The following is a 23,601-nucleotide window of genomic DNA, read 5'->3' as shown; positions in this document are numbered from 1 at the left end:
GGGCAGCGATGGGCAACAAAGCAAAAAGCATGGGGCTGGTCGGTCTCGGTGTGGTGGCCGGCGTGGCGCTGACGGTGCAGGTCTCGGCCTGGGCGCAGAAGGGGGAGGCGAGCCCGCTGCCGCTGGACGAACTGCGCCAGCTGGCCGATGTCTTTGGCCTCATCAAAAGCGATTACGTGGTGCCGGTCGAGGACAAGAAACTGTTGTCCGACGCCATCGGCGGCATGGTCGCCGCGCTCGACCCGCATTCAGTCTATCTCGACCAGAAGTCCTACCGCGAGATGCGCGAAAGCGTGCAAGGTAAATTCGTCGGTGTCGGCATCGAAGTGGCGGCCGAAGACGGCTACGTCAAAATCGTCTCGCCGATCGAGGATTCGCCGGCCTACCGCGCCGGCATCAAGGCGGGAGACCTGATCACCCGCATCGACAATGTCCCCGTCAAAGGCTTGTCGATCGACGAAGCCATCAAGAAAATGCGCGGCAAGCCCGGCAGCAAGGTCACGCTGACGATTGCCCGCCGTGGCGAGGATCGTCCCTGGGTGGTGCCGGTCACGCGCGAAGAAATCCGCGTGCTGAGCGTGAAAGCCAAGATGGTCGAGCCCGGTTACGCCTGGGTGCGCATCAGCCAGTTCCAGGAAGCCACGCTCGACGAGCTGGCGACCAAGACGGCAGCGCTGTACGCCGAGAATCCGAACATCAAGGGGCTGGTACTCGACTTGCGCAACGATCCGGGCGGCTTGCTGCCGGGGGCGATTGGCGTCTCGACGGCTTTCTTGCCGAAGGAAGAGCTGATTGTCTCGACCAAGGGGCAATTGTCCGACTCGAATCAAAGCTATTACGGCCGGCGCGAATTCTATGCGCCGCGCGGCGCCGATCCGCTGGTCAAACTGCCGGCGGCATTGAAGACGGTGCCGATGGTCGTGCTGGTCAATGGCGGCTCGGCATCGGCGTCGGAAATCGTCGCCGGCGCCTTGCAGGACTACAAGCGTGCGATCGTGATGGGCAGCCAGACTTTTGGAAAAGGCTCGGTGCAGACCTTGCGTCCGTTATCGGCCGATACCGCGATTAAACTGACCACGGCGCGCTACTACACGCCGAAGGGCCGTCCGATCCAGGCCAGCGGCATCGTGCCGGACATGCTGGTGCAGGAAACGGCGGAAGGCGATGGTTTGAATGCGCTGCGCGTGCGCGAAGTCGATTTGCAGCGCCACCTGACGGGCGAAAACGAAAAGCCGGGCGCAGCGCCAAAAGATGCGCGCGACAGCGCCGAGCAAAAACAGCGCGCATTGGCCTTATTGAAAAACCGCAAGCCGCTCGAACTGGGCGGCAAGGATGATTTTCAACTGGCGCAAGCCTTGAACCATTTCAAGGGCTTGCCAGTCAAGGTCGCCCAGCCGGAAGCGGTCGAGGTGACCTCGCCCGCGCCGAAGGAATTGCCGGGAACCGAGACAAAACCACCGGAGTTGAAGGGCTCGAAGAAATAATCGTCGCCATCGAATCGGTCGTCCACCCATGAACGACACCCAGCTCCTGCGCTATTCGCGCCACATCCTGCTCGACGAGATCGGGATCGAGGGGCAGGCCCGCCTGCTCGAGACGCACGTGCTCGTCATCGGCGCCGGCGGCCTCGGTTCGCCGGCGGCGATGTACCTGGCCGCGAGTGGTGTCGGCCACATCACCCTGGTCGACGACGACATGGTCGACCTGACGAACCTGCAGCGCCAGACCATGCACACGAGCGGACGCATCGGCATGGCGAAGGTCGAGTCCGGCCGCGTGGCTTTACGCGAGATCAACCCGGAAGTCAAGGTCACCGCCCTGTGCGAGCGCGCCGATGAAGAACGCTTGCGCGACCTGGTACCAACTGCCTCGGTCGTTCTCGACTGCAGCGACAATTTTGCCACCCGTCACGCCGTCAACCGCGCCTGCGTCGCCGCCGGGGTGCCACTGGTGGCGGGCGCCGCGATCCGTTTTGACGGGCAATTGTCCGTGTTCGATACGGGCCGCGCCGATTGCCCCTGTTACGCCTGCGTTTTTCCGGAGAATAGTGGTTTTGAAGACCTTGCCTGCAGTACGATGGGGGTGTTCGCGCCCCTCGTCGGGATCGTCGGCGCGGTGCAGGCGGCAGAGGCCTTGAAGCTGATCGTGGGTATCGGCACCCCGCTGGCCGGGCGCTTGCTGTTGCTCGACGGGCGCGCCATGGAGTGGACCGAGATCAAGGCGGCGCGCGATCCGGCCTGTACTGTCTGCGCGGAAAGACCCGCGCACGCCTGAGAGTGCAGCGGGCCTTGCTCTGCAATACAATGGCGCACTGCCATGGGTGGCCGCTACCGCCATTCCGCCTTATACTAAGTCGATTGTTCCGATCCACCTTTCCAGGGCTTTCCAAGATTGACTATGCAGATTGTTTCGCACCGTGCAGTTGGCCGGCGTTTCGCACGCGGCTTCACCCTCGTTGAAATCATGGTTGTCGTGGTCATCATCGGTATTCTCGGCGCGCTGGTCGTGCCGAAGTTGCTGGGCCGTACCGGCGAGTCGCGCGTGGTTGCGGCCAAGACCGACATCGCCACCATGATGCAGGCTTTAAAACTTTACAAGCTCGACAACCAGCGCTACCCGACCACCGAACAGGGGCTGCAAGCTCTGACCACCAAGCCGACCTCGGGCCCGTCCGCGAATGGCTGGAAGGACGGCGGCTATGTCGAGAAACTGCCGAAGGACCCGTGGGGTAATTCGTACCAGTATCTGTCGCCCGGCCTGCATGGCGAAGTCGACATCTTCTCGTTCGGCGCCGATGGCCAGGCCAACGGCGAGGGCGAAGACGCCGACGTCGGCTCCTGGCAGCAATAAGGCCGGTCATGGCTGGCCTCGTGCCATCGCGCAGGGCCGCCGGCTTCACCTTGGTGGAAATCCTGGTCGTGATGGTCATCATCGGCATCACGCTCGGGATGGCCTCGCTCAATGCGATTCCCAGCCCGCGCCAGGATCTCGAGAACGAGGCGAAGCGCCTGACCTTGCTCTTGCAGCTGGCGCGCGACGAAGCCATCGTGCGCAACCGGCAAGTCGCGTTCGAAGCCACGCCGGACCGCTACCGCTTCCTGGTGCGCAATGACACCGGCTGGGTCCCCGTGACCGAGGACGATTTATTGCGCGAGCGGCCCTTCAAGAATGCCCCGGTGCGCCTGCTGCTCGACCCGCCCGCCGCCGGCATCGGCACGGGCGGAGACACCATGCGCGTGACCTTCGGGCGCGAGCCGGTCGACAAGCCTTTTGTCCTGACGCTGGTCAGCGGCGACAACAGCGTGGCGATCCGCGCCGATGGCGTCGGCCACTTCACGGTCGCCGAACCGGGAGAACAGCCATGAGCCCTTACCGATCGCGTACCGGTTTCACTTTGCTCGAAGTGCTGGTGGCCCTTGTCATCGTCGGCACGGCGCTCGCCGCCGGCCTGCGCGCTGTCGGCAGCCTGGCCTCGAACGGTGCCGGCCTGCGCGCTTCCATGATGGCAACCTGGTCGGCGGAGAACCGCCTGGTGCAGATCCGCTTGAACAAGGAATTCCCCGAAGTGGGCAAGCGCAGCTATGCCTGCGGCCAGGCCGACCTGAAGCTGATGTGCACGGACGAGGTGCTGGCCAGCCCGAATCCGCAACTGCGGCGCGTCGAAGTATCCGTCTACGACCTCGACAACCCGAACCGGCGCATTCTAAAACTCGTGCAACTGGTATTGAGGCCGACCTCATGAAGACGGCACGCGGTTTTACCCTGGTTGAACTTCTAGTCGCGATCGGTATCCTCGCCATGGTGGCCGTGCTCGGCTGGCGTGGCCTGGATGGCATCGTGCGCGCGCGGGTCGCGCTCACCGACCAGATGGAAATGACGCGCGGCATGCAGCTGGCCTTTGCCCAAATGCAAAGCGATTGCGAACATGCGGTCGACGCCACCATGCTCGGGCGCCGTCCCTTCTTGCTGCAAGCCGACAACCGCCTGACCCTGGTACGCACCGTCTTCAACGAAAACGAACCGGCGCGCCTGCAAGTGATCGCCTACCGCCTCGTCAACGGCCAGTTGATGCGGCGCGAATCGAACACGACCCGCGACCTGGTCGAGCTCGATGCGCTGTGGCAGGCCTCGGTCAGCGATACCGATCCGACGCCAGGGGTGATGCTGCAGGGCGGCGTGCAGTCGATGGGCGTGCTGGTCTGGCAAAACAATGCCTGGAAAAAGCAGCCGGACCTGACGCCGGGAGGCATGCCCACGACCCCCATCACCGGCCTGCAAGTGGACTTGGCCGCGCGCAGCTATCCGCAGCCGCTGACCAAGTCCTTCCTGCTGGGGAGCATCTGATGCGCCAGTTGGCAAACGCCCATCGCTACCCACGGCGCCAGCGCGGGGTCGCCGTCATTACCGCCTTGCTGCTGACCACGCTGGCAATTTCCATCGTCGCCAGCCTGTTCTGGCAGCAGCAAGTGCAGGTGCGCTCGATGGAAAACCAGAGACTGCACCTGCAGACGCGCTGGATCCTGCGCGGCGCGCTCGACTGGTCGACGCTGGTGCTGCGCCAGGATGCCTACGACAATCCGCGCTACACGGCACTGACCCATGTCTGGGCCACGCCACTGGCGGAAACCCGGCTCGACCAGTACATTGAACGTGAACGGATCGAAGGCGAAGTATTCGACGCCAACCTTTCCGGTAACATCGTGGACGCCACCTCGCGTTACAATCTGCGCAATTTGGCAAGCAACACTGCGATCGATACGGCCCAGCTGGCGATCTTCCAACGTCTGCTGACCAACCTGCAGATCAACCCGGCGCTGGCGAAGACGGCGGCGAATTTGATCGCCGGCAGCCAGCCGTTGATTGTGGCAGCCGGCACGGTCGACCCGATTACGGGGCAGGAAGTCGGCGGACAGGAGCAGGATCCAACCGAGGGTGGCAATCCGGACGCGGCCGGCGCGGCCGGCGCAGTCGATGGCGCAGCGCCGGGCGGCGCCGATCCGGCCAATCCCGAGCAGCCTGCGACGATCCCGGTTGCGCGCGCCGGCCTGGGCACGCCAATCAAATTCCTCGAAGTCGAGGATCTGTTGGCGGTGCGCGGCCTGACGCCGGAAATGCTGGAAAAGCTGCGCCCGTATGTCATCGTGCTGCCGGAACGCACGCCGGTGAACGTGAACACGGCGTCGGCCGAAGTGCTGGCGGCGGTGATTCCGAATTTTTCGCTGTCGGAGGCGAACGCCTTGCTGGCGCGCCGCCGCAACGTGCCCTGGGATGACATCGCCAAGTTCCAGACCGATATCCCCGGGCGGACGCTGGTAGCCGATTCGGTGAGCGTGAAAAGCAGTTGGTTCCTCGTGAACAGTCGGATCCGCCTCGACCGCGCAACATTGAATGCGCAGTCGTTGATCCAGCGCAGCGCCAATCCGATTGGCGGCGGCGTCAAGGTAATCTGGGTTCGTCAAAACTAAAAGAAAGCGAGACGGTTTGACTACACTTTATATCCGGCATCCGGGACGCGCAGAAGGCGAAGGCGCGTCATGCCGTTTTGCCGTCGTCGGCGACGGCGGCACCATCGAGCAGCAGGGCGAAGGCGCGCTGCGCGCGCTCACCGATATCGTCGCCGCCAGCCGCCGCGTCGTGCTGCTGCTGGCCGGCACCGACGTGAGCCTGCTGGCGCTGAAGGTGCCGCCGCTGACTGGTGCGCGCCTGCGCGCCGCACTGCCGGGCCTGGTCGAAGAACACATCCTGGGTGACCCGGGCGACTGCGTGCTGGTGGCCGGCCCCCCGACGGGCGGGGGTATGCGGCCGGTGGCGGTGGTGGCGCGCGACTGGCTCGAGCCGCTCGTGCGTACCCTGCTGGCGCAGGGGGCGCGTGCCGTTGTCGTGCTGCCGGCCCAGCTGTGCCTGCCCCTGCAGCCAGGCAGCGTCAGCGCTGCCCTGAACGGTGGCGAATTGCTGCTGCGCCAAAGTCAATTCAGCGGCCTCGGCCTGGCGCTCGACGCCAATCCGGCCAGTGCCTTGCAGACCGCGCGTGCGCTGGCCGGCGACGCACCGCTCGCCCTGTACGTGCCGCGCGAGCAGCTCGGTGAGTACGGCGTGCTGCTGGCCGAAGCCGGTCCCGGCACGACCCTAGAAGCCGATGACTGGGCGCACTGGATCGCGGGCGCGAAAACGACAAGCTTCGACCTGGTGCCGGGCCTCGGTTCGGCCGGTGCGCGCCAGACCGACTGGCGCCGCTGGCGCGTGCCGATCGCGCTGGCCCTGCTGGGCGTGGTCGTGAATTTAATTGGTATCAATATCGAATGGCTGCGCCTGCGCGGCGAAGCCGACGCGGTGCGCAAACAGATGGCGCAAACCTTCCAGTCGGTGTATCCGAACCAGCCGATGGTCGATCCGGTCGCGCAGATGCGCCAGGGTATTGCGCGCGCGCAGGCCGGCAGTGGCCAGATCGGCGCCGACGAATTCATCTACCTGGCCGGGGCCTTGGGCGACGCCAGCCGCGAATTGATGCGCCCGCCTGGAATTGCCTCAATCGAATACAAGGAACGCACGCTGCGGGTACGGGTCAAACCGGAGACGGTTGACCCCGCCAGCTTGCGCCAACTGCAGGCGGCGTTATCCGCGCGCAGTCTTTCACTGGAAGCGGCGGCACCCGGCAATTGGGTAGTGCGCAGCACGGGAGCCAAGCCATGAGTCTGGTCAGTACCTACGGCCGGGCGCGTGAACGCGCCTCGGGATATTGGATTGCACGCAGCGAGCAGGAACGCCGTTACCTGGCTGCCGGGTTCGGCGTCGTCCTGTTGGCGCTCGTGTATACGGGCTTGATCGAACCGGCGGTCGAGGGCCGCGCACGGCTGCAGCGTTCGTTGCCCGAGCTGCGCCAGCAGGCCGCCCAGCTCTCGGGTATGGCCAACCAGGCACGCGCGCTGGCCGGGCAGGCGCCGATACCGGTGAGCCCGATGACGCGCGAAAGCCTGATGGCCAGCCTGGGTGCGCGCAGCATCACACCCGGCTCGCTCACACTGACCGGGGAATTCGCGCGCTTGCAGGTGACCGGGGTGTCGTTCGCCAACCTGGTCTCCTGGCTCGACGCCCAACGCCGCGAAAACCGCATCGCCGTGCAGGAAGGCAGTTTTACTGCCCAGGATCCGCTCGGGCAGGTCGACGCCAACCTGACCCTGCGCCAGGATAACGGGACCGCCGCCCGATGAGGCGCGGCCTCGGTTGGCTGGTCGTGGTCGCCCTGGCGATCGCGCTGACGGTGTTCGCCTTCCTGCCGGCCAGCTGGCTCGGCACGATGGTGGAACGCCAGAGCGCCGGTCGTTTGACTCTCGGGGATGCGCAGGGTACGCTCTGGAACGGCTCAGCCTTTGTGGGCGGGGCGCCGGGCGAAGGTGGATCGGTGACGCCGCTGTTGCCGGGCCGCTTCAACTGGCGCCTGTCGCCACTGGTGCTGGTCGGTCGCGTGGACATGGCGCTCGAGAATCCACAGGCGCTGGCGCGACCGGTGCACGTCACCGGCAGCTGGTCGCAGTGGCAGGTGAGCGAAGGACAATTGCTGTTGCCGGCCGAGGGTCTGGCCGGTCTGGGCGCACCATTGAATACCCTGGTGCCGTCGGGCGTGATCCGGCTGTCGTGGAACCGGCTCGACCTGCTGCGCCAGCCAAATTCCGTGGCGGTAACGGGACGCACGATCCTCTCGATGAGCGACATGGGCTCGCGCATGGCGCCCGTCAAGCCGCTCGGCAGCTACGAGATGGTGATGGACTGGCGCGGCCAGCAAGCCGACCTGGTGTTGCGCACGGTGCGCGGCGCCTTGCTGTTGTCGGGAAATGGAACGTTACAGAATGGACGCCTGCGTTTTTCGGGTCAGGCGTCGGCCGCCGATGGCTATGAGGAAACCTTGGGCAATATGCTCAATCTCCTAGGCCAGCGCCGTATGGTGAACGGTAAGAACATAATCGCATTAGAATTCAGATAATGAAAACATCCTCCCGTAGCACCCCCGAATTCCCCGCAGTGCGCCCAACTTTGCGCCGCATCACGGCGGGCGTCATGCTGTGCTGCGCGGTGGCCACGGCCTTGCCGCCGGCGCCGGCCTTCGCCCAGGAAAATTCCGCCGCCCTCAGTTTCGTGAACGCCGACATCGAATCGGTGATCAAGGCCGTCGGCCACTACACGGGGATGACGTTCATTATCGATCCGCGTGTAAAAGGAACGCTGACCCTGGTGTCCGAAAAGTCCCTGACCAAGAGCCAGGCGTTTGGTTTGCTCACCTCCGCCTTGCGCCTGCAGGGCTTTGCGGTGGTCACCACCGGCGAAGGCTATGCCAAGGTGGTGCCGGAAGCCGAAGCGAAACTGCAATCCTCGCCGACCCAGGTCGGCACGCGCGGCACACGGGTGCAGGGTGACCAGATCGCGACCCAGATTTTTCGCTTGTCCTACGAGTCGGCCGCCAACCTGACGGCCGTGCTGCGTCCCTTGATCTCGCCGAACAATTCGATCATGGCCAATCCGGGCAACAACAGCCTGGTCATTACCGATTACGCCGACAACCTGCGCCGCCTCTCTCGCATCATCGCCGCGCTCGACGCGCCGGTGGCGGCCGACCTCGACGTGGTGCCGATCCGTAACGGCATCGCCAGCGACATCGCGACGCTCGTCTCGCGCCTGATGGAACCGGCCGCCGGCGGCGACTCCGGGCGCGTCACGATCCTCGCCGACTCACGCACCAATTCGGTCATCGTGCGTGCTCCCTCGCAGGCACGCGCGAATCTGGCGAAATCGCTGATCGCCAAGCTCGACCAGGCGACCACCGAAAGGGGCAATATCCACGTCGTCTACCTGAAGAATGCCGACGCCAGCAAGGTGGCGCAGACCCTGCGCGCGGTCGTCTCGCAGGACGCCTCGGCGGTGCCGGTGCAGCAACAGGGCACCGCGGGCGGCTCGATCCAGACCGGCGCCCAGGGCGGCACCGGCGGCGGCCTCGGTGGCCAGGGTCAGCAGGGCCAGGGGGCGGGCGGTACCAGCAGCAACTTCGGCCAGCAAAGCCAGGCGACCGCCGGCGGCGCCGGCGGCGGTGCCGGTTCCGGCTTCATCCAGGCCGATGCTTCGACCAACAGCCTGATCATCACCGCACCGGACGCGGTCTACCGCAACCTGCGCGGCGTCATCGACCAGCTCGACGTGCGCCGCGCCCAGGTCTACATCGAGGCCCTGGTGGTCGAGATGAATACGACCAAAGCCGCCGAATTCGGCGTCCAGTGGCTCGGTTTGTCGGGCAGCGACACCAGCAAGTACCGTGTTGGCGGCATCCAGTCGTTCAATTCAGGCGCCAGCAACAACATCATCAATCTTGCCGCTGCCGCGCGTGCCGGCACGACCGGGGAAAGCGGCCTTCCTTCACTGCCGGGCCTGACCTTGGGCCTCTTCAAGCAGATCAATGGCGAGCTGGGACTGGGCGCGGTCGCCAGCGCCCTTGAAAACGAGGGCTCCGCCAACATCTTGTCCACACCGAACATGATCACCCTCGACAACGAGCTGGCGACCATCAAGGTGGGCCGGAATATCCCTATCCTCACGGGTTCGTTCACCACGGGATCGAGCGGCTCGACCAATCCATTCCAGACGGTCGACCGCAAGGACATTGGCCTGTTGATGAAGGTGCGTCCGCAGATTTCCGAGGGCGGCGTCATCAAACTGTCGATCTATCATGAAAATTCCGACATCGATGACACGCTGGACCGGCCGGAAGGCATCGTGACCACCTTGCGCGCGATCGAAAGCAATGTCATTGCCGACGACGGCCAGATCATCGTGCTGGGCGGCCTGATCTCGGACAACGAAAACCACCAGCAGGAAAAAGTGCGTGGCTTGGGCGACCTGCCACTGGTGGGCAATTTGTTCAAATACCGCACCCGCACGCGCGGCAAGACCAACCTGATGGTCTTCCTGCGTCCAGTGGTGGTGCGCAGCAAGGAGCAGAACAACAGCATCTCGCTCGACCGCTACGAATACATGCGTGCGCTGGGCGCATCGACCCGCCCCCAAGACGACACGATCCTGATGCAAAACCTGGGCGCGCCAGAATTGCCCCCGCTGATCAACGGCCAGCCCCCGGCAGGCGGCACCATGGCGACGATGCCGCCACCGGCCCCGCCGGCTGCCCGTCCGGGTGCGGCCACCGGCCCCGGCACCAGCCAGCCGAGATCGCCGCAACCGACCCAACAGAACCAGGCGCCCGTGCCCGAGTTTCGCCCGGTGACGCCGCCGAACCAGAAGTGATCCGATCATGACCAATTTGTTGCCTTACGCCTTCGCCCGCGATCACTGGGTCCTGGCGCGCACCGGCGACGATTCCGGACAGAGCGTCGAAGTCCTGGTGTCCAGCGCTACCCCCCCGGCCGCCATTGCCGAGGTGTCGCGCCGCTTCGGGCGCATCCTGCTGCGCCGCATGGAACGGGGCGAACTCGACGACGCAATTGCCGCCGCGTACGCCTCGGCCGGCGGCGACGCCAGCCAGGTCTCCGAGGAATTCGACGCCGACCTCGACCTGACGCGCCTGCTGCAGGACGTGCCGGCGATCGAAGACTTGCTCGAATCGTCCGATGATGCGCCGGTGATCCGCATGATCAACGCGCTGCTCACGCAATCGCTGCGCGAAGGCGCGTCCGACATCCACATTGAACCTTTCGAGCAGACGTCGGTCGTACGTTTTCGCATCGACGGCACGCTGCGTGACATCGTGCGTCCACGCAAGGGCATTCACGCCTCGCTGATTTCGCGTATCAAGATCATGTCGCAGCTCGACATCGCCGAAAAACGCCTGCCGCAGGACGGCCGCATCACGCTGCGGATCGGCGGCAAACCGGTCGACGTGCGCGTCTCGACCTTGCCGACCGGGCACGGCGAGCGCGCCGTGCTGCGTCTGCTCGACAAGGAAGCGGGACGGCTCGATTTATCCCACTTGGGCATGAGTCCGGACCTGTTGCCGCAGTTCGACAAATTAATCAATCAGCCGCACGGCATCGTGCTCGTCACCGGCCCGACCGGCTCCGGTAAAACGACCACCTTGTACGCCGCCTTGTCTCGCCTGAACGCCTCGACCACCAACATCATGACGGTGGAAGACCCGATCGAGTACGACCTGAACGGCGTCGGCCAGACCCAGGTCAACGCCCGCATCGACATGACCTTCGCCAAGGCTCTGCGCGCAATCCTGCGCCAGGACCCGGACGTCATCATGATCGGCGAAATCCGCGACCTGGAAACGGCGCAAATTGCCGTGCAGGCCTCGCTCACCGGTCACCTGGTGCTGGCCACCCTGCACACGAACGATGCCGCGGCGGCCGTCACGCGCCTGCTCGACATGGGGATCGAACCGTTCCTGCTGTCGTCGTCCTTGCTGGGCGTGATGGCTCAGCGCCTGGTGCGCAAACTGTGCCCGCAATGCAAGAAGAGCGATGGCGTGCACTGGCATGCGGTCGGCTGCGAGCGCTGCGGCCACACCGGTTACCAGGGCCGGGTCGGCGTCTACGAGTTGCTGGAAACAAACGAGGGGATTCGCGCCCAGATCCACAACCAGGCGTCGGAAGCGGAAATCCGCGTGGCGGCCCAGCACAGCGGCATGCGCACGATGCGCGAAGACGGTGAGCGCTGGCTGCATGACGGCACCACCACGCAAGCCGAGTTGCTGCGCGTAACGAAGGACTAGCGAATGAGGATCAACTAAGTGCCGGCATTTCGTTATGAAGCGGTCGACGCGGGCGGCGCCACGAGAAAAGGCGTGGTCAACGCCGACAGTCCGCGCGCGGCGCGCTCGGACCTGCGCGTGCAGGGACTCACGCCCCTGAACGTCGAAGCAATCACGGCCCAGGTCGACGCCGCCGGGGTGACCCGTTCGCGCGGTTTCGGCGAGCGCCTGTCGCAGGTGGAACTGGCCCTGTTTACGCGCCAGCTGGCCAGCCTGCTGGAAGCGGGCCTGCCGCTGGAACAGGCGTTTACCGCGCTGCTCGAGCAAGCCGAAAAAGCGTATCTGCGCGACCTGATCGCCTCGATCCGCTCCGAAGTCATCGGCGGCATCGCCTTTTCCGATGCGTTGTCGCACCATCCGCGCGATTTCGACCCGATTTTCCGCGGACTGGTCTCGTCGGGCGAACAAATCGGCCAGCTGGCGCGCGTGCTGTCGCGCCTGGCCGACTATATCGAGCGGCGCAACGCGCTGGTACAAAAAGTGCGCCTGGCGTTCACCTATCCGGCCATTGTCACCGTGGTCGCGTTCGCGATCGTGATCTTCCTGCTCACCTATGTGGTACCGCAGATTGTGTCCGTATTCGCCAACACCAAGCAAAAGCTGCCTTTACTGACGGTGATGATGCTGGGGGTGTCGAACTTCATGCGCGCCTATGGCATCTTGCTGGGCCTGGCGCTGATCGCGGCCTGGTTCGCCTGGCGCCGGGCACTGCTCAACCCGGTACTGAAACGGCGCTGGCATACTTGGCTGCTGACCGCGCCCGTGTATGGCAAATTCGAGCGCAGCCTGAACACGGCGCGCTTCGCCAGCACGCTGGCCATTACCACCGGCTCGGGCGTGCCGATCCTGCGCGCGCTCGATACCAGCCGCGAAACCCTGTCGAACGTCGCCATGCGCGAACTGGTCGAACAGGCCACGGCCAGCGTGCGCGAAGGCGTCAGCCTGGCGCGGGCACTATCCGTGCAAAAACACTTTCCACCGATGCTGGTGCACATGATCCGTGCCGGCGAGATCACCGGCGAACTGCCGGCGATGCTGGAGCGGGCTGCCAATTCGCAGCAGGCCGACCTCGAGCGCCGCACGCTGACCATCGCCGGCCTGCTCGAGCCGGTACTGATCCTGGCCATGGGCCTGGTGGTGCTCTTGATCGTGCTGGCGGTCTTGATGCCGATCATTGAAATCAACCAGCTGGTGCGCTAACAAGGAAACCAATGAAGCGTCTGCCTCTTCTTTTCACCCTGCTTGCCCTGATCTTTTTGGCGGTCTCGGCCACCTATTGGGGCATGCAGCTGTACAAGCCGGTGCAACGGCCGATCGCCGCGGCAGCGACCGCCAGCCTGCCCGAGCCGTCGCCCGATGCCGCCGCCACGCTGTTCGGCGGCCAGCCGGTGGCGAACGTCGCCATGAATTACCAATTGACCGGCATCATTTTTGCCGGACGCGACAGTGCCGCCATCATCGTCGCCGACGGCCAGCCGCCAAAAGCGTTGAAAGTGGGACGCGAACTGGCGCCGGGGGTCAGCATCAGCGAAGTGCATGCGCGCTACGTGATGCTGTCCGAAGGCGGCGTCATGAAACGCGTCGACCTCGCAGCCGACACCAAGCCGGCGATCCCCTTGTCGGGCGCCGCCGCGCCGCCGATGGCCATGCCGCAGCAGCCGACGATCGCCCCGGCCGGCGCCATGCCTCCTAATGAACCGCAAATGGCGCCCGGCGCCGTACAAAGCGCGCCGCCGCCGGGCGAAGTCAACCCGGTGGTGCCCCAAGGCCAGGAGCCGCCGCAGGAAGGCCCGCCGTCCGACATCGCCCAGCCGCCGCCGAATCAGCCGCAAATGCCGCCACCGACCCGTTCGATGGGCAGCCCGGTCAGCGGCGAGGCGCCGGTCGTGCGCTAGAGCATGTGAAAAAAACTCCATGGCAAGGCGCATCGTCGAAGACAGTACGCTAGTACGGCGAGACGAATTCAACGCAGCCATGGAGGATTTTTTCACACGCGCTCAGCGCCGCAACTTCGTAAACGCCGTAAACTCCCACGACCTGAATCCCACCAGCAAGGTCATCCCTTCGCGCTCGTCCGCCGGCAGCCGCCGGTCGTTCCGGTGCAGCCGCGTCAGTTCCCCCGCCAATTGATGAATCTTCTGCGCCAGCTCGGCCGCGCTGGCCGGCGACAGCCGTGCAGGCAGGCACATCAGCGTCTCGCCGGCGCCATCGAAGCGGCCCGCAAAATAATCCGGCACGATCTGTTCGCGGAAATAATGCTGCACCGGCCCGTCCGGCAGCCAGTGGAAGGCGTTCGAGACGCGCAGCGTGTAGCGGTTCAAGGGGCGCAGTTCGATGATGCCAAGCCGGTCGAGTTCGGCCAGGCAGCCGATGCATTCGGCCTCCGTCAGGCGATAGGTCTCGACGATCTGCTCCATGCTCCAGTAACCGAGGCAGCAGATCGCCACCAGCAGCAGGCGCGGCTTGGCGACGAGCGAGGTTTCCTGGGGTAGCGTCAGCGCGTCGGGCTGGGGCCGCGCGTCGGCCGCGCCGCGCAACACATCCTCGAAGGCAATGCCGGCCACCTGGCAGATCTGCGCCAGGCGCGACAGCGGCATGTCTTTCTGGCCGAACATGCGCTTGACGCTCGACTCGCTCATGTCGATGCGCTCGGCCAGGGTTTTATAGGTGAGATTGGCCGCACGCAGCTCGGCGCGCAGCACGTCGACGATCAGCTCGGGTGAGCTCATGGGGTTCCTGTACTCGGCAATGGGCGGCGATCAATGTACAGGCGAATGGTCAAAGCGGCAAGTTGGCGCTTGAAAACTGTAGGTGCTGAGAAACTTCAACATCCCTTCAAGTTACCCTTCCATCTGGACTTGATTTAAACGAGCTCAGCCTGAAAAAACATCAATTAGGGTCGTACAGGTCCGGCACTGGCGAACTGATCTACCCAGCATATCGCTTCACGGACGGGGTAACCATTGGGTTAAACGGCATGCAAAAGGAGATGGTCATGTCTAACAATCAGCTTCAAGCACCTGAAAATATCTCGTCGGCCTTCTCGGCCGCCTTCGCGGAGGTCGAGCAAGAAGCCCTGCAGGAAGCGGCGCAGCCGCTGTTCGGCGCGGCCTCGCCCCAGCCCGAGCTGAGCGGGGCCGGTTTTACTTATCGGCATGACTGGGGTGCGCGGCGTGGCCAGTGGACGCTCCGGCTCAACTGGGCAGACGTCAACCCGCGTTCGCAAGTGTTCGTGTCGGTCGGAGAAGGGGCCGCGGGTGGACCGGACGCAGGCAAGTTCATCGGATCGGCCCGCTACAACCTGCACAACGTGGCACCGCGCGCGGGCGGCGTCGATATCCGGGTCAACATCGAGTGGCCTTCGGACATACCGCTCTACGTCGATTACCTGGTGGTCAATCCGGCCGCGACGATCAGGACGGTCCAGGTCACCGTGCAGCGCCACAGCACCGTGGCCTTGAGCGACGCCGAGGCGGACCGGATCCTGGGCGACATGGGCACCATTCTCCAGAGCGACGACTCGCCTGCCGACGTCGCGACCCAAGTCCGGTTTGTACGCAATGGGCCGGTTCGGCTGTTGCCGGCAAATGTACCAGGGACGATTGCGACAGCGGCCGATTTGACCGCGCTGCTCAATGCCGGCTCAGGGATCAAGATCGTCCAGGCCATTCGCTGGTGCGGCGGTCCCGGCGGCTCGATCATCGGATGCGCCCCGCTCGGCAGCCCGACGGTCAACCTGGCGGCGGTGCGCTTCACTGCCAACCAGGAAGGGCTTATCTGGGTGCATGAGTATGGCCACAATGCTGGCCTCGGCCACCGCACGGATGACCTCAGGGCCGTCATGTATCCGAGCGTCGGCGCGGACCATAATGTGGTCAACAGTGCCGAGTCGGCAAGCTTCCTGGCCGGCCCCCTGGCCATTACCGCCGGCGAAGCGATGGCGTCGAGCTGCTCGCTGGGCGTGGCGATCCAGCCAACGAAGGATGTGCGCGAATTCGTTTCCCAGCACTGGATCCAGGGCATCCCCTATCAAGCCGCATCGCAATACACCGAGGAGGATGCCAAGCGGCTACTGGAATGGCTGGTCAACGAGCCCGAAAAGCACGAGGAGTTCCTGCCGGAGATCGTGACCACGCTCGGCTTCATCGGCAGCGAGATCGCCGTCAAGCCGCTGATCGACTTCGTGCACAGTGCGCGCGCCAGCCGGTCGGTATTCAATGCGAAGAACGCTGTCCTGATCCACCTGGGCGACCTGATCAACAAGTCGGGAAGCCAGGCCGCCCTCGATTTCGTCACCAAGGTTGCGACCGATATGGAGACGGCGAAAACCCTGGTCGTGTCCCGGGCTGCCATCGCGGCGGCCGAGGCGGCGGTAGCGGGTGTTGACGCGCCGGGCGCCGAGGTGCTTGCAGCCGAACTGGCCGTGTCCGCGACCTTCGGATTGGCGCTGACGGGCAAAGCGGAGGCGGAGCAGACCCTGGCAAGCCTTGCGAATGACGCCCATGCCTTTGCCCGCGTCAAGACGGCGGCAGCTGAGGCGGCCGAGCTGTCGCGGACGATGCGCGCCCAGGGCCAGGCGGCGTATTACAGCGCGAAGTGCGAAGGCGGGCAGCAGCCGTAAGAGGTCAATCCGCCAAAGTTTACTGGCAGAACGCCGGGGCATGTCCCTCCTGATGCAGGACCTGCCCCGGTTTTTTCAATCGTCTTCGGAAACGAGCGGCGCTTTTTTCAGCTGGCGCTTGGCCGCGTGGCGCTCGTTCGAGAGCGGCTTGGCGTGCGCGCCCGCCGAGCGCGCCTTGGCCAGGGCCGCGACCGGATTGCGCGGCTTGCCGAATTGTTGGGCTGGTAGGGCGCGCAACATCATCTTCTGCCGCGTCGCGAGTGCCTTGTTCGCCATCGTCCTCTCCTTCCCGAATGCCTTACAACACGTAGCGCGACAGATCTTCGTTGGCTGACAGCACATCGAGCCGTTCATTGACATACGCCGCGTCGATCGTGATCTGCCTGTCCTGGGTGTCGCTGGCGTGGAACGAGATTTCCTCGAGCAGCTTTTCCATGACTGTGTACAGGCGCCGCGCGCCGATGTTCTCGGTACGCTCGTTGACCGCAAAAGCGATCTCGGCCAGGCGGTGAATGCCGTCCTCGGAGAAGGTTAATGTCACGCCCTCGGTGCCGAGCAAGGCTTCGTACTGCGTCGTCAGGCAAGCATCGGTGCTGGTCAGAATGCGTTTGAAGTCGTCGATCGACAGCGATTCGAGCTCGACGCGGATCGGGAAGCGCCCCTGCAGTTCGGGAATCAGGTCCGACGGTCTGGCCAGGTGGAATGCGCCCGAGGCGATGAACAGGATGTGGTCGGTCTTGATCATGCCGTATTTCGTGTTCACCGTCGTGCCTTCGACCAGCGGCAGCAAGTCGCGTTGCACGCCCGCGCGTGAAACGTCGGCGCCGCCGTGCTCGGAGCGTGTCGCGATCTTGTCGATCTCATCCAAAAACACGATGCCGTTGTTCTCGACATTGTGGATCGCCTTCTGTTTCATCTCGTCTTCGTTGATCAGGCGGCCCGCTTCTTCCTCGGCCAGCACCTTCATCGCTTCCTTGATCTTCATCTTGCGCGCCTTCTTGCGCGCGCCGCCGACGCCGGCAAACATCGACTTGATCTGTTCCGTCATTTCTTCCATGCCGGGCGGGGCCATGATTTCCATCTGCGGTGCGGCATCGAGCACGTCGATTTCGACTTCGCGGTCGTCGAGCGAACCCTCGCGCAGGCGTTTGCGGAAGGTCTGGCGCGTGGTGTCGCCTTCCTTCGCCTCGGCGGCGGCGCTGACATTGAAGCCGAAGTCGCGCGCCGGCGGCACCAGAATGTCGATGATGCGGTCTTCGGCCGCGTCTTCGGCGCGCTGGCGCACCTTTTTCATTTCGCTGGCGCGGGTCTGCTTCACGCCGATGTCGATCAGGTCGCGGATGATGGTGTCGACATCGCGGCCGACGTAACCCACTTCCGTGAACTTGGTCGCTTCGATCTTGATGAAGGGCGCGTCGGCCAGCTTGGCCAGGCGGCGCGCGATTTCTGTCTTGCCGACGCCGGTCGGGCCAATCATGAGGATGTTTTTCGGGGTAATCTCGTGGCGCAGGGGTTCGTCCACCTGCTGGCGGCGCCAGCGGTTGCGCAGGGCGATGGCGACGGCGCGCTTGGCCTTGCCCTGGCCGACGACGTGCTTGTCCAGTTCCGAGACGATTTCAATGGGAGTCATGTTCATGGTATGCGCGCCGGTCAGTCCAGCGTTTCGATGATGTGGGACAGATTCGTGTAGATGCATAGCTGGCCTGCAATGGTCAGCGCCTTCTTGACCACCTCCGCAGGAGAGAGGTCGGTGTTTTCCTGCAAGGCCTTCGCTGCGGACTGGGCATAGATGCCGCCGGAACCGATCGCCCCGATGGCGTCTTCGGGCTCGAGCACGTCGCCATTCCCGGTGATGATCAGGGTCACTTCCTTGTCGGCCACCAGCAGCATCGCTTCAAGCTTGCTCAGCATGCGGTCGGTGCGCCAGTCCTTGGCCAGTTCGACCGAGGAGCGCAGCAGGTTGCCCTGGTGCTTTTCAAGTTTCGCTTCAAAGCGGTCGAGCAAGGTAAACGCGTCGGCGGTAGCGCCGGCGAAGCCGCACAGGACCTTGCCCTGGTACAGCTTGCGCACCTTGCGGGCCGAGCCCTTCATGACGACGTTGCCCAAGGTGACTTGGCCGTCGCCGCCCAATGCGACCTGGGAGCCGCGACGTACGCTCACAATGGTAGTGCCGTGAAATTGTTCCATATCTGCCTCATGATTAACTCGCCCTCCGCAAGTGGGGATATTGCACAGGATTGCAAGACAGGATGGGGCCAGGTAACGCGACAGTAAGTCGCTCTTAGTAATTGTGTACGTACAAGCGCGCGCAGTCCCCGTAGTTCAACAGGCGAAGCAGTGCCGCCACCAGGTGGTTCAGCTCGCGCAGTTCGATGCGCCGTTCATCGAAGGCCAGCCGGCGCAGGCTGGCGTGCAGCTTGCCGGCTGCGCTGAAATCGATGCGCACCAGTCGTGCGCAGTCGAGTACGACCGGTCCGGCAGGATCGATGGCCGCATACGACGCGATCGCCGCCAGCAAGTCCTTGACGTCGCCGTCGACGACGGCCGGCAGCATGAAGCGTTGTTCCGCCGCCATGTGGCTGCCGGCCACACGCGTGTTGCTGCCCTGCGCCAGGGCTTCGAAGGAGGGCGGCGACACCTCGAAGGTAAGGCAATAGTCCATTGCCGTTTCTTCGAAATCCTTTTCGCGATCGAGCAGTTGCAGCAGTTCGAGCAGCAGCAGCCAGGGCGCCTCTCCGCCCCTGCGCTCGCCGATCGCCAGCATCGGCCGCAGCACTGCCAGCAGGGTATCGGCGCCGGCCAGCACGATGTCGCGCCCCGCACGGCGCAGGCCCTGCAGGGCGGCCAGCAAGGCGGCGCAACCATCATGGGTGGCGCCCGTGACGCCGCCGATATCGATGCGCACCGGAGCGTCGCCGGCGGAGAGCAAGGTTTGCAAGCGTACGCCGGCGTCCAGGGCGAGGGTGCCGCCCAGACGCACAGCAGGTGCGACGCCGGCATAGACTCCCTGCGGCGGGCCTGCCGGCAAACGGTTGACGTAGGCAGGGGGCGAGGTTTCGAAGTGACTCGCGTAGTCGATCGCGATGCTGTCGAAATGGAGCTCGCGTCCTTCGGCCTGGTACAGGTCGAACAGCATCCACCACGGCTGGCGCTCGGTGCGGCCGAGCTCACGCAGGCTGTCGCGTAACATCTGTTCGGCAAGCAGGCCCTGGCCGTTGGCATACAGGATCGCGCTTTCCTCGACCACCGGCGCCGCGACCGGCGCGGCGGCGGCATCGGGCTCGTCGGCCAGGGTGACGAGTTCGACTTCACCGGGCTCGTCCAGTACCGCGGCGGTGGCGGCGGGTGCGCGCCGCGTGCTGCCCCAGCGTGCTTCGGCATCGTCGAAGAAATCGGTCGTCATCGCCAGTTCGATGGCATCGATCTTGGCGGCGGTGGCGCGCGCAATGTCGCGCTGGCGCTCGCGGTCTGCCTCAGGCGACAGGCGTGCCGGTGCATCGGCGCGCGGGGGCAGGACCGGCGCCGCAGCCGGTTCGGGTTTTTTCTTTAAGAAGGAAAATATGCCCACGTCATCCTATCCATCATCCGGCACAGCCGAAGCGCTCATCCATGACGGTAGCATGGACCCGCCTGCGGCGTCCCGCGCACACGTGCGCCCGCGCAAAGCCTGTGCGGGCGAGCGTTAGTGTATCTCATGGGAAAGTTTTGATCGCGTACGGCGCGCCGGACAGGGCGTAAAAATGAGAAAAGCATGCGACCTGCGCATGCTTTTTTTGTGGGTGCGGACTGGAAGATCAGTCGCCGTACAGCTTTTGCTTCAGTTCGCGGCGCTGCTGGGCTTCCAGCGACAGCGTGGCGGTTGGACGCGCGATCAGGCGCGGGATGCCGATCGGCTCGCCCGTTTCTTCGCACCAGCCGTAGTCGCCGCCGTCGATGGAGGCGATCGACTGCTGTACTTTCTTGAGCAGCTTGCGTTCGCGGTCGCGGGTGCGCAGTTCGAGGGCGTGTTCTTCCTCGATCGTGGCGCGGTCGGCCGGATCCGGAACCAGCACGGTCTCGCGCAGGTGTTCGGTGGTCTCACCAGCGTTTTTCAATAGTTCCTTCTCGAGCTGCTGCAGGCGGTCCTTGAAGAACGCGAGCTGGGCCGGGTTCATGTAGTCCTCTTCGCCCATCGCCCGAATTTCATCTTCCGTCAAGAGTCGGTTTTCGGCCTGAGCGGCATTCGGTTTCGTTGTTTTAGTCATGACTTCACTTACCTTCGATACGACAGAGGTTTTCATTTTATCAGCTAGCTCAGCCGTAGCACCCTGAGCTCACAGGTGCGCGCCCTTGCTGCTGCCATGACGGCCCGTACGATCCGCCGTCTTCACTGCCCGCCGGGGACAGCGGTCCATCATTCGTACCTGTCGCGTCCTTCTTGATGCGCAACCGGTACCGCTAAACCGGGATAGTTTATACCAAACATTGTTCCAATCCGCGGATAAATACGTCTTTCGGTAAATTTTTACCAATAAAGACCATTTTGCTTCCACGGGGTTCATCCGCTTCCCACTTTGCGCCGAGGTCACTGCCCATGATTTGATGCACGCCCTGGAAGACGACCTTGCGCTCGGCGCCTTCCATCGACAGCACGCCCTTGTAGCGCAGCATGTTCGGGCCAAAGACTTGCACCATGCTGCCGAGGAACTGGTCGAGCCGTTCCGAATCGAATGGGCGCTCGGCTTTGAACACGAAGGCGGCGATGTCGTCGCTGTGGTGCGCATGGTGGTGGTCGTGCTTGCAGGCCTCGGTGTGCACGTGGCCGTGCCCATCGCCATGATCGGCATGTTCGTGATCGTGTTCTTCGGCGAGCAGGAAGTCCGGATCGAGTTCGAGCTTGTCGTTCAAGTTGAAGCCACGCAGGTCGAGCACGTCGGTGATTGGCGCGCGGCCGAAGTCGGAGGTCGAGATCGGCGCGCGCGGGTTGATGCGTTTTAAGCGCATTGTGAGTGTTTCAAGCGTGTCCGCATCCACCAGGTCCAGCTTCGAAAGCAAGATCTTGTCGGCAAAACCGACTTGGCGCTGGGCTTCCTCGTGGCGGTCGAGCTGGTCCATCGCATGGCGCGCATCGACCACCGTGACCACGGCATCGAGCATGTAGTGGGCGCCGACTTCCTCGTCGACAAAGAAGGTCTGGGCCACCGGGCCGGGGTTGGCCAGGCCCGTCGTTTCAATGACGACGCGATCAAAACTGATCTCGCCGGCTTCGCGCTTTTGCGCCAGGCTCGTCAGCGCGACCACCAGATCGCCGCGTATGGTGCAGCAGATGCAGCCATTGTTCATCTCGACGATCTGCTCGCCGCTGTCCTGCACCAGGATTTCGTTGTCGATGTTTTCTTCGCCAAATTCGTTCTCGATAACGGCAATGCGCAGGCCGTGCTCCTCGCGCAGGATGCGGTTGAGGAGGGTGGTCTTGCCGGCGCCAAGGAAGCCGGTGAGGATGGTGGTCGGGATGGGTGACATGGTTGTTCGCAGTTCGGGCCGGCCGATGAGGCAATGGGGAAGCCGAAGATTATGCCGTAATTTGCAATCTGCCACATCAACCGCACCGGTCTTTGCGCCAGCTCACGCGAACCTTTGTCTACTTCGCTTTCGCTCGTGGATGCGCTCGGTCATACACCGCAGCAAGATGCTGGAAGTCGAGCGCCGTATACACCTGGGTCGAGGTGATGCTGGCGTGGCCCAGCAATTCCTGGACGGCGCGCAGGTCGCCCGAGGATTGCAGCAGGTGCGAGGCGAACGAGTGGCGCAGCACGTGCGGGTGCACGTGCACGGGCGAGCCGGCTTGCAGCGCATGGGTCTTCAGTCTTTGCTGGACCACGCGCGGGGTGATGCGGGTGCCGCGGCTTGACAGAAACAGCGCGGCACCGCCGTCCGCGGCGGGCGGGCGTACCGCCAGCCAGGCTGCCAGGGCCGCGCGCGCCGGGCCGCCGACCGGCACCCGGCGCATTTTATTGCCCTTGCCGGTGACGACGACTTCGCCGGCCGCAAGATCGAGCCAGCCAAGTGAGGTGTTGCCGTCGCCAGTCGTATAGGCCAGGTCGAGCCCGGCCAGTTCCGAGACCCGCAATCCGCTCGAATACAGCAGCTCGAACATGGCGCGGTTGCATAGTTCGCTTGGCTCCGGATGGCCGTGGCGATTTGCTTCCAGCAGCTGCACGGCGGCATCGACGGCGAGCGCCTTGGGCAATGTTTTGGGGCGGTGCGGCGCGCGTACGCCTTCGACCGGGTTGGCAGGCAGGGAAACCTGGCGCGACAGCCATTGGTAAAAGCCGCGCCAGCCCGACAGTTTACGGGCGATCGAGCGCGGTTCCTGGCCGCCGCCATGCAGGCGCGCGGCGAAGCGGCGCATGTCGGCATGGGTGAGCAGGGTCCAGTCGTCGTGCCCGGCCAGTTGGCGCAGTTCGGCCAGGTCGCGCCGGTAGGCGGCGATCGTGTGTTCGGACAGCTGGCGCTGGGTAGCCAGTTCGCCGAGGTAGCGTCCGACCCAATCCTCGCGCGCCGGTTCCATGCTAAGTACTCAGGCGCGCAGCGGCGCCAGCGCTGCGCTGGCGGACTGGCCGAGCTGGACCAGGAAATCGGTTGCCATCATCGGGCTGAAACGCTCGGCGTCGGGCGAACCCATGACCAGCAAGCCAAAGGTGACGCCATCCATCGTCAAGGGCAGCAGTACCGTCGAGCGCACGGCGCCGGCCTCGTCGAGCCAGCGCACTGCCTCGAAATCCTTGTTCGGACCGCAGTAGGGCGCGCGCAGGCTGGAGGCGAACAGGCGCGCATCCCCGGCCACATTGCTGGCGAACCAGGCGTCGGCATGCTCGGCGCCCACGTTCCACAGGCGCAGCGTCGCTTGCGGTACGCCGACATGCGTGACCAGGCCATCGACTAGGTCACGCGCCATGGCCGCGCCGCCGCGCGACTTCAGGAGCGCAAGGTGCCAGGCATGAAAGCGGTTCAGGATGACGGTGTTGTCGCTGGCCGTACGGATCAGTTCGGCCATGCGCAGCTCGAGCGCGTTGTACTTGGCGCGCATGACTTCCATCTGGCGCTCCTGCAGCGACACGGTTTTCCCGGTCAGCGGGCTCGACAGTTTGACTTCGCCCAGCAGGCCGGCATGTTCTTCGAAAAAGCGCGGGTGGTCGGCCAGGTATTGGGCGACGGCGGCGGAGTCCAGGGTGACAGTCATCGGTAATCT

24 protein-coding genes are annotated in these 23,601 nt (G+C 64.4%); 15 read left to right on the top strand and 9 right to left on the bottom strand.

Features of this window, described 5'->3' with window-relative positions:
• Positions 1 to 8: 8 nt before the first annotated feature.
• The 14 genes from ACHAC9_RS11595 to ACHAC9_RS11530 all read left to right on the top strand — a co-directional run bounded on the left by ACHAC9_RS11595 (position 9) and on the right by ACHAC9_RS11530 (position 13,644).
• The gene (locus tag ACHAC9_RS11595) at positions 9 to 1,484 is read left to right on the top strand and encodes a S41 family peptidase (RefSeq protein WP_435760137.1); all 1,476 of its coding nucleotides are present in this window, start codon (positions 9 to 11) and stop codon (positions 1,482 to 1,484) included.
• Between the two features lie 28 nt (positions 1,485 to 1,512).
• Positions 1,513 to 2,274: a HesA/MoeB/ThiF family protein gene (locus tag ACHAC9_RS11590; RefSeq protein WP_435760136.1), complete on the top strand. Its 762-nt coding sequence runs from the start codon at positions 1,513 to 1,515 to the stop codon at positions 2,272 to 2,274.
• 123 nt (positions 2,275 to 2,397) lie between these two features.
• Positions 2,398 to 2,850: a type II secretion system major pseudopilin GspG gene (gene gspG, locus ACHAC9_RS11585; RefSeq protein ID WP_435760135.1), complete on the top strand. Its 453-nt coding sequence runs from the start codon at positions 2,398 to 2,400 to the stop codon at positions 2,848 to 2,850.
• 8 nt (positions 2,851 to 2,858) lie between these two features.
• The gene (locus tag ACHAC9_RS11580) at positions 2,859 to 3,365 is read left to right on the top strand and encodes a GspH/FimT family pseudopilin (protein ID WP_435760133.1); all 507 of its coding nucleotides are present in this window, start codon (positions 2,859 to 2,861) and stop codon (positions 3,363 to 3,365) included.
• The gene (gspI, locus tag ACHAC9_RS11575; RefSeq protein ID WP_435760132.1) at positions 3,362 to 3,742 is read left to right on the top strand and encodes a type II secretion system minor pseudopilin GspI; all 381 of its coding nucleotides are present in this window, start codon (positions 3,362 to 3,364) and stop codon (positions 3,740 to 3,742) included. Before ACHAC9_RS11580 ends, gspI begins: the two co-directional genes overlap by 4 nt.
• A complete protein-coding gene (locus ACHAC9_RS11570) occupies positions 3,739 to 4,344 on the top strand; it encodes a PulJ/GspJ family protein (protein WP_435760131.1) in 606 nt (201 codons plus the stop codon). The genes gspI and ACHAC9_RS11570 overlap by 4 nt, the downstream gene beginning before the upstream one ends.
• Positions 4,344 to 5,465: a type II secretion system minor pseudopilin GspK gene (gene gspK, locus ACHAC9_RS11565; RefSeq protein ID WP_435760130.1), complete on the top strand. Its 1,122-nt coding sequence runs from the start codon at positions 4,344 to 4,346 to the stop codon at positions 5,463 to 5,465. Before ACHAC9_RS11570 ends, gspK begins: the two co-directional genes overlap by 1 nt.
• 16 nt (positions 5,466 to 5,481) lie before the next feature.
• Positions 5,482 to 6,690: a type II secretion system protein GspL gene (gspL, locus tag ACHAC9_RS11560; protein ID WP_435760129.1), complete on the top strand. Its 1,209-nt coding sequence runs from the start codon at positions 5,482 to 5,484 to the stop codon at positions 6,688 to 6,690.
• On the top strand, positions 6,687 to 7,208 hold the full coding sequence (gene gspM, locus ACHAC9_RS11555) for a type II secretion system protein GspM (protein ID WP_435760128.1): 522 nt from the start codon (positions 6,687 to 6,689) through the stop codon (positions 7,206 to 7,208). Before gspL ends, gspM begins: the two co-directional genes overlap by 4 nt.
• Complete coding sequence (gene gspN, locus ACHAC9_RS11550; protein ID WP_435760127.1) at positions 7,205 to 7,978, top strand: type II secretion system protein N; 774 nt, start codon at positions 7,205 to 7,207, stop codon at positions 7,976 to 7,978. The genes gspM and gspN overlap by 4 nt, the downstream gene beginning before the upstream one ends.
• Entirely contained in the window at positions 7,978 to 10,281 is a 2,304-nt protein-coding gene (gspD, locus tag ACHAC9_RS11545; RefSeq protein WP_435760126.1) for a type II secretion system secretin GspD, read from the top strand. Before gspN ends, gspD begins: the two co-directional genes overlap by 1 nt.
• 7 nt (positions 10,282 to 10,288) lie before the next feature.
• A complete protein-coding gene (gene gspE / locus ACHAC9_RS11540; protein WP_435760125.1) occupies positions 10,289 to 11,710 on the top strand; it encodes a type II secretion system ATPase GspE in 1,422 nt (473 codons plus the stop codon).
• Positions 11,711 to 11,728: 18 nt separating this feature from the next.
• Positions 11,729 to 12,949, top strand: a complete 1,221-nt coding sequence (gene gspF / locus ACHAC9_RS11535) for a type II secretion system inner membrane protein GspF (protein ID WP_435760124.1) — start codon at positions 11,729 to 11,731, stop codon at positions 12,947 to 12,949.
• 11 nt (positions 12,950 to 12,960) lie between these two features.
• The gene (locus ACHAC9_RS11530) at positions 12,961 to 13,644 is read left to right on the top strand and encodes a type II secretion system protein N (protein WP_435760123.1); all 684 of its coding nucleotides are present in this window, start codon (positions 12,961 to 12,963) and stop codon (positions 13,642 to 13,644) included.
• Positions 13,645 to 13,746: 102 nt separating this feature from the next.
• On the opposite strand, the gene ACHAC9_RS11525 is transcribed toward ACHAC9_RS11530, so the two are convergent.
• Positions 13,747 to 14,478 carry a helix-turn-helix domain-containing protein gene (locus ACHAC9_RS11525; RefSeq protein WP_435760122.1) on the bottom strand — a complete coding sequence of 244 codons (732 nt, stop codon included), beginning with the start codon at positions 14,476 to 14,478 and terminating at the stop codon, positions 13,747 to 13,749.
• Positions 14,479 to 14,744: 266 nt separating this feature from the next.
• Here ACHAC9_RS11525 and ACHAC9_RS11520 point away from each other — a divergent pair, with 266 nt between their 5' ends.
• Positions 14,745 to 16,370, top strand: a complete 1,626-nt coding sequence (locus tag ACHAC9_RS11520; protein WP_435760121.1) for a hypothetical protein — start codon at positions 14,745 to 14,747, stop codon at positions 16,368 to 16,370.
• A 75-nt stretch (positions 16,371 to 16,445) separates the two neighbouring features.
• Here the strand turns inward: ACHAC9_RS11520 and ACHAC9_RS11515 are convergent, their stop codons facing one another.
• The 8 genes from ACHAC9_RS11515 to ACHAC9_RS11480 all read right to left on the bottom strand — a co-directional run bounded on the left by ACHAC9_RS11515 (position 16,446) and on the right by ACHAC9_RS11480 (position 23,592).
• Positions 16,446 to 16,646, bottom strand: a complete 201-nt coding sequence (locus ACHAC9_RS11515; RefSeq protein WP_435760120.1) for a hypothetical protein — start codon at positions 16,644 to 16,646, stop codon at positions 16,446 to 16,448.
• A 22-nt stretch (positions 16,647 to 16,668) separates the two neighbouring features.
• A complete protein-coding gene (hslU, locus tag ACHAC9_RS11510) occupies positions 16,669 to 18,006 on the bottom strand; it encodes an ATP-dependent protease ATPase subunit HslU (protein WP_435760119.1) in 1,338 nt (445 codons plus the stop codon).
• 14 nt (positions 18,007 to 18,020) lie between these two features.
• Positions 18,021 to 18,557 (bottom strand): ATP-dependent protease subunit HslV, encoded by a 537-nt coding sequence (hslV, locus tag ACHAC9_RS11505; RefSeq protein ID WP_435760118.1) that lies wholly within the window; start codon positions 18,555 to 18,557, stop codon positions 18,021 to 18,023.
• Between the two features lie 94 nt (positions 18,558 to 18,651).
• Positions 18,652 to 19,938 carry an STAS domain-containing protein gene (locus ACHAC9_RS11500; RefSeq protein ID WP_435760117.1) on the bottom strand — a complete coding sequence of 429 codons (1,287 nt, stop codon included), beginning with the start codon at positions 19,936 to 19,938 and terminating at the stop codon, positions 18,652 to 18,654.
• 226 nt (positions 19,939 to 20,164) lie between these two features.
• Entirely contained in the window at positions 20,165 to 20,614 is a 450-nt protein-coding gene (gene dksA / locus ACHAC9_RS11495) for an RNA polymerase-binding protein DksA (protein WP_435760116.1), read from the bottom strand.
• Between the two features lie 208 nt (positions 20,615 to 20,822).
• Positions 20,823 to 21,872, bottom strand: a complete 1,050-nt coding sequence (locus ACHAC9_RS11490) for a CobW family GTP-binding protein (protein ID WP_435760115.1) — start codon at positions 21,870 to 21,872, stop codon at positions 20,823 to 20,825.
• A gap of 118 nt (positions 21,873 to 21,990) precedes the next feature.
• The gene (gene xerC / locus ACHAC9_RS11485) at positions 21,991 to 22,920 is read right to left on the bottom strand and encodes a tyrosine recombinase XerC (protein ID WP_435760114.1); all 930 of its coding nucleotides are present in this window, start codon (positions 22,918 to 22,920) and stop codon (positions 21,991 to 21,993) included.
• A gap of 9 nt (positions 22,921 to 22,929) precedes the next feature.
• Complete coding sequence (locus tag ACHAC9_RS11480) at positions 22,930 to 23,592, bottom strand: DUF484 family protein (RefSeq protein ID WP_435760113.1); 663 nt, start codon at positions 23,590 to 23,592, stop codon at positions 22,930 to 22,932.
• Positions 23,593 to 23,601 lie beyond the last annotated feature (9 nt).

Source organism: Massilia sp. CMS3.1 (assembly GCF_051262535.1).
Classification (GTDB): Bacteria; Pseudomonadota; Gammaproteobacteria; order Burkholderiales; family Burkholderiaceae_D; genus Telluria.
Note: the sequence above shows the minus strand (reverse complement) of the source record. Positions and strands in the feature narration are given on the sequence as shown.

Bases quoted from the DNA above. Each gene is read 5' to 3' on its own strand.
- ACHAC9_RS11595 (WP_435760137.1), top strand. From the start codon at position 9: ATGGGCAACAAAGCAAAAAGCATGGGGCTGGTCGGTCTCGGTGTGGTG.
- ACHAC9_RS11590 (WP_435760136.1), top strand. From the start codon at position 1,513: ATGAACGACACCCAGCTCCTGCGCTATTCGCGCCACATCCTGCTCGAC.
- gspG (WP_435760135.1), top strand. From the start codon at position 2,398: ATGCAGATTGTTTCGCACCGTGCAGTTGGCCGGCGTTTCGCACGCGGC.
- ACHAC9_RS11580 (WP_435760133.1), top strand. From the start codon at position 2,859: ATGGCTGGCCTCGTGCCATCGCGCAGGGCCGCCGGCTTCACCTTGGTG.
- gspI (WP_435760132.1), top strand. From the start codon at position 3,362: ATGAGCCCTTACCGATCGCGTACCGGTTTCACTTTGCTCGAAGTGCTG.
- ACHAC9_RS11570 (WP_435760131.1), top strand. From the start codon at position 3,739: ATGAAGACGGCACGCGGTTTTACCCTGGTTGAACTTCTAGTCGCGATC.
- gspK (WP_435760130.1), top strand. From the start codon at position 4,344: ATGCGCCAGTTGGCAAACGCCCATCGCTACCCACGGCGCCAGCGCGGG.
- gspM (WP_435760128.1), top strand. From the start codon at position 6,687: ATGAGTCTGGTCAGTACCTACGGCCGGGCGCGTGAACGCGCCTCGGGA.
- gspN (WP_435760127.1), top strand. From the start codon at position 7,205: ATGAGGCGCGGCCTCGGTTGGCTGGTCGTGGTCGCCCTGGCGATCGCG.
- gspD (WP_435760126.1), top strand. From the start codon at position 7,978: ATGAAAACATCCTCCCGTAGCACCCCCGAATTCCCCGCAGTGCGCCCA.
- gspE (WP_435760125.1), top strand. From the start codon at position 10,289: ATGACCAATTTGTTGCCTTACGCCTTCGCCCGCGATCACTGGGTCCTG.
- ACHAC9_RS11530 (WP_435760123.1), top strand. From the start codon at position 12,961: ATGAAGCGTCTGCCTCTTCTTTTCACCCTGCTTGCCCTGATCTTTTTG.
- ACHAC9_RS11525 (WP_435760122.1), bottom strand. From the start codon at position 14,478: ATGAGCTCACCCGAGCTGATCGTCGACGTGCTGCGCGCCGAGCTGCGT.
- ACHAC9_RS11520 (WP_435760121.1), top strand. From the start codon at position 14,745: ATGTCTAACAATCAGCTTCAAGCACCTGAAAATATCTCGTCGGCCTTC.
- ACHAC9_RS11515 (WP_435760120.1), bottom strand. From the start codon at position 16,646: ATGGCGAACAAGGCACTCGCGACGCGGCAGAAGATGATGTTGCGCGCC.
- hslU (WP_435760119.1), bottom strand. From the start codon at position 18,006: ATGAACATGACTCCCATTGAAATCGTCTCGGAACTGGACAAGCACGTC.
- hslV (WP_435760118.1), bottom strand. From the start codon at position 18,557: ATGGAACAATTTCACGGCACTACCATTGTGAGCGTACGTCGCGGCTCC.
- dksA (WP_435760116.1), bottom strand. From the start codon at position 20,614: ATGACTAAAACAACGAAACCGAATGCCGCTCAGGCCGAAAACCGACTC.
- ACHAC9_RS11490 (WP_435760115.1), bottom strand. From the start codon at position 21,872: ATGTCACCCATCCCGACCACCATCCTCACCGGCTTCCTTGGCGCCGGC.
- xerC (WP_435760114.1), bottom strand. From the start codon at position 22,920: ATGGAACCGGCGCGCGAGGATTGGGTCGGACGCTACCTCGGCGAACTG.
- ACHAC9_RS11480 (WP_435760113.1), bottom strand. From the start codon at position 23,592: ATGACTGTCACCCTGGACTCCGCCGCCGTCGCCCAATACCTGGCCGAC.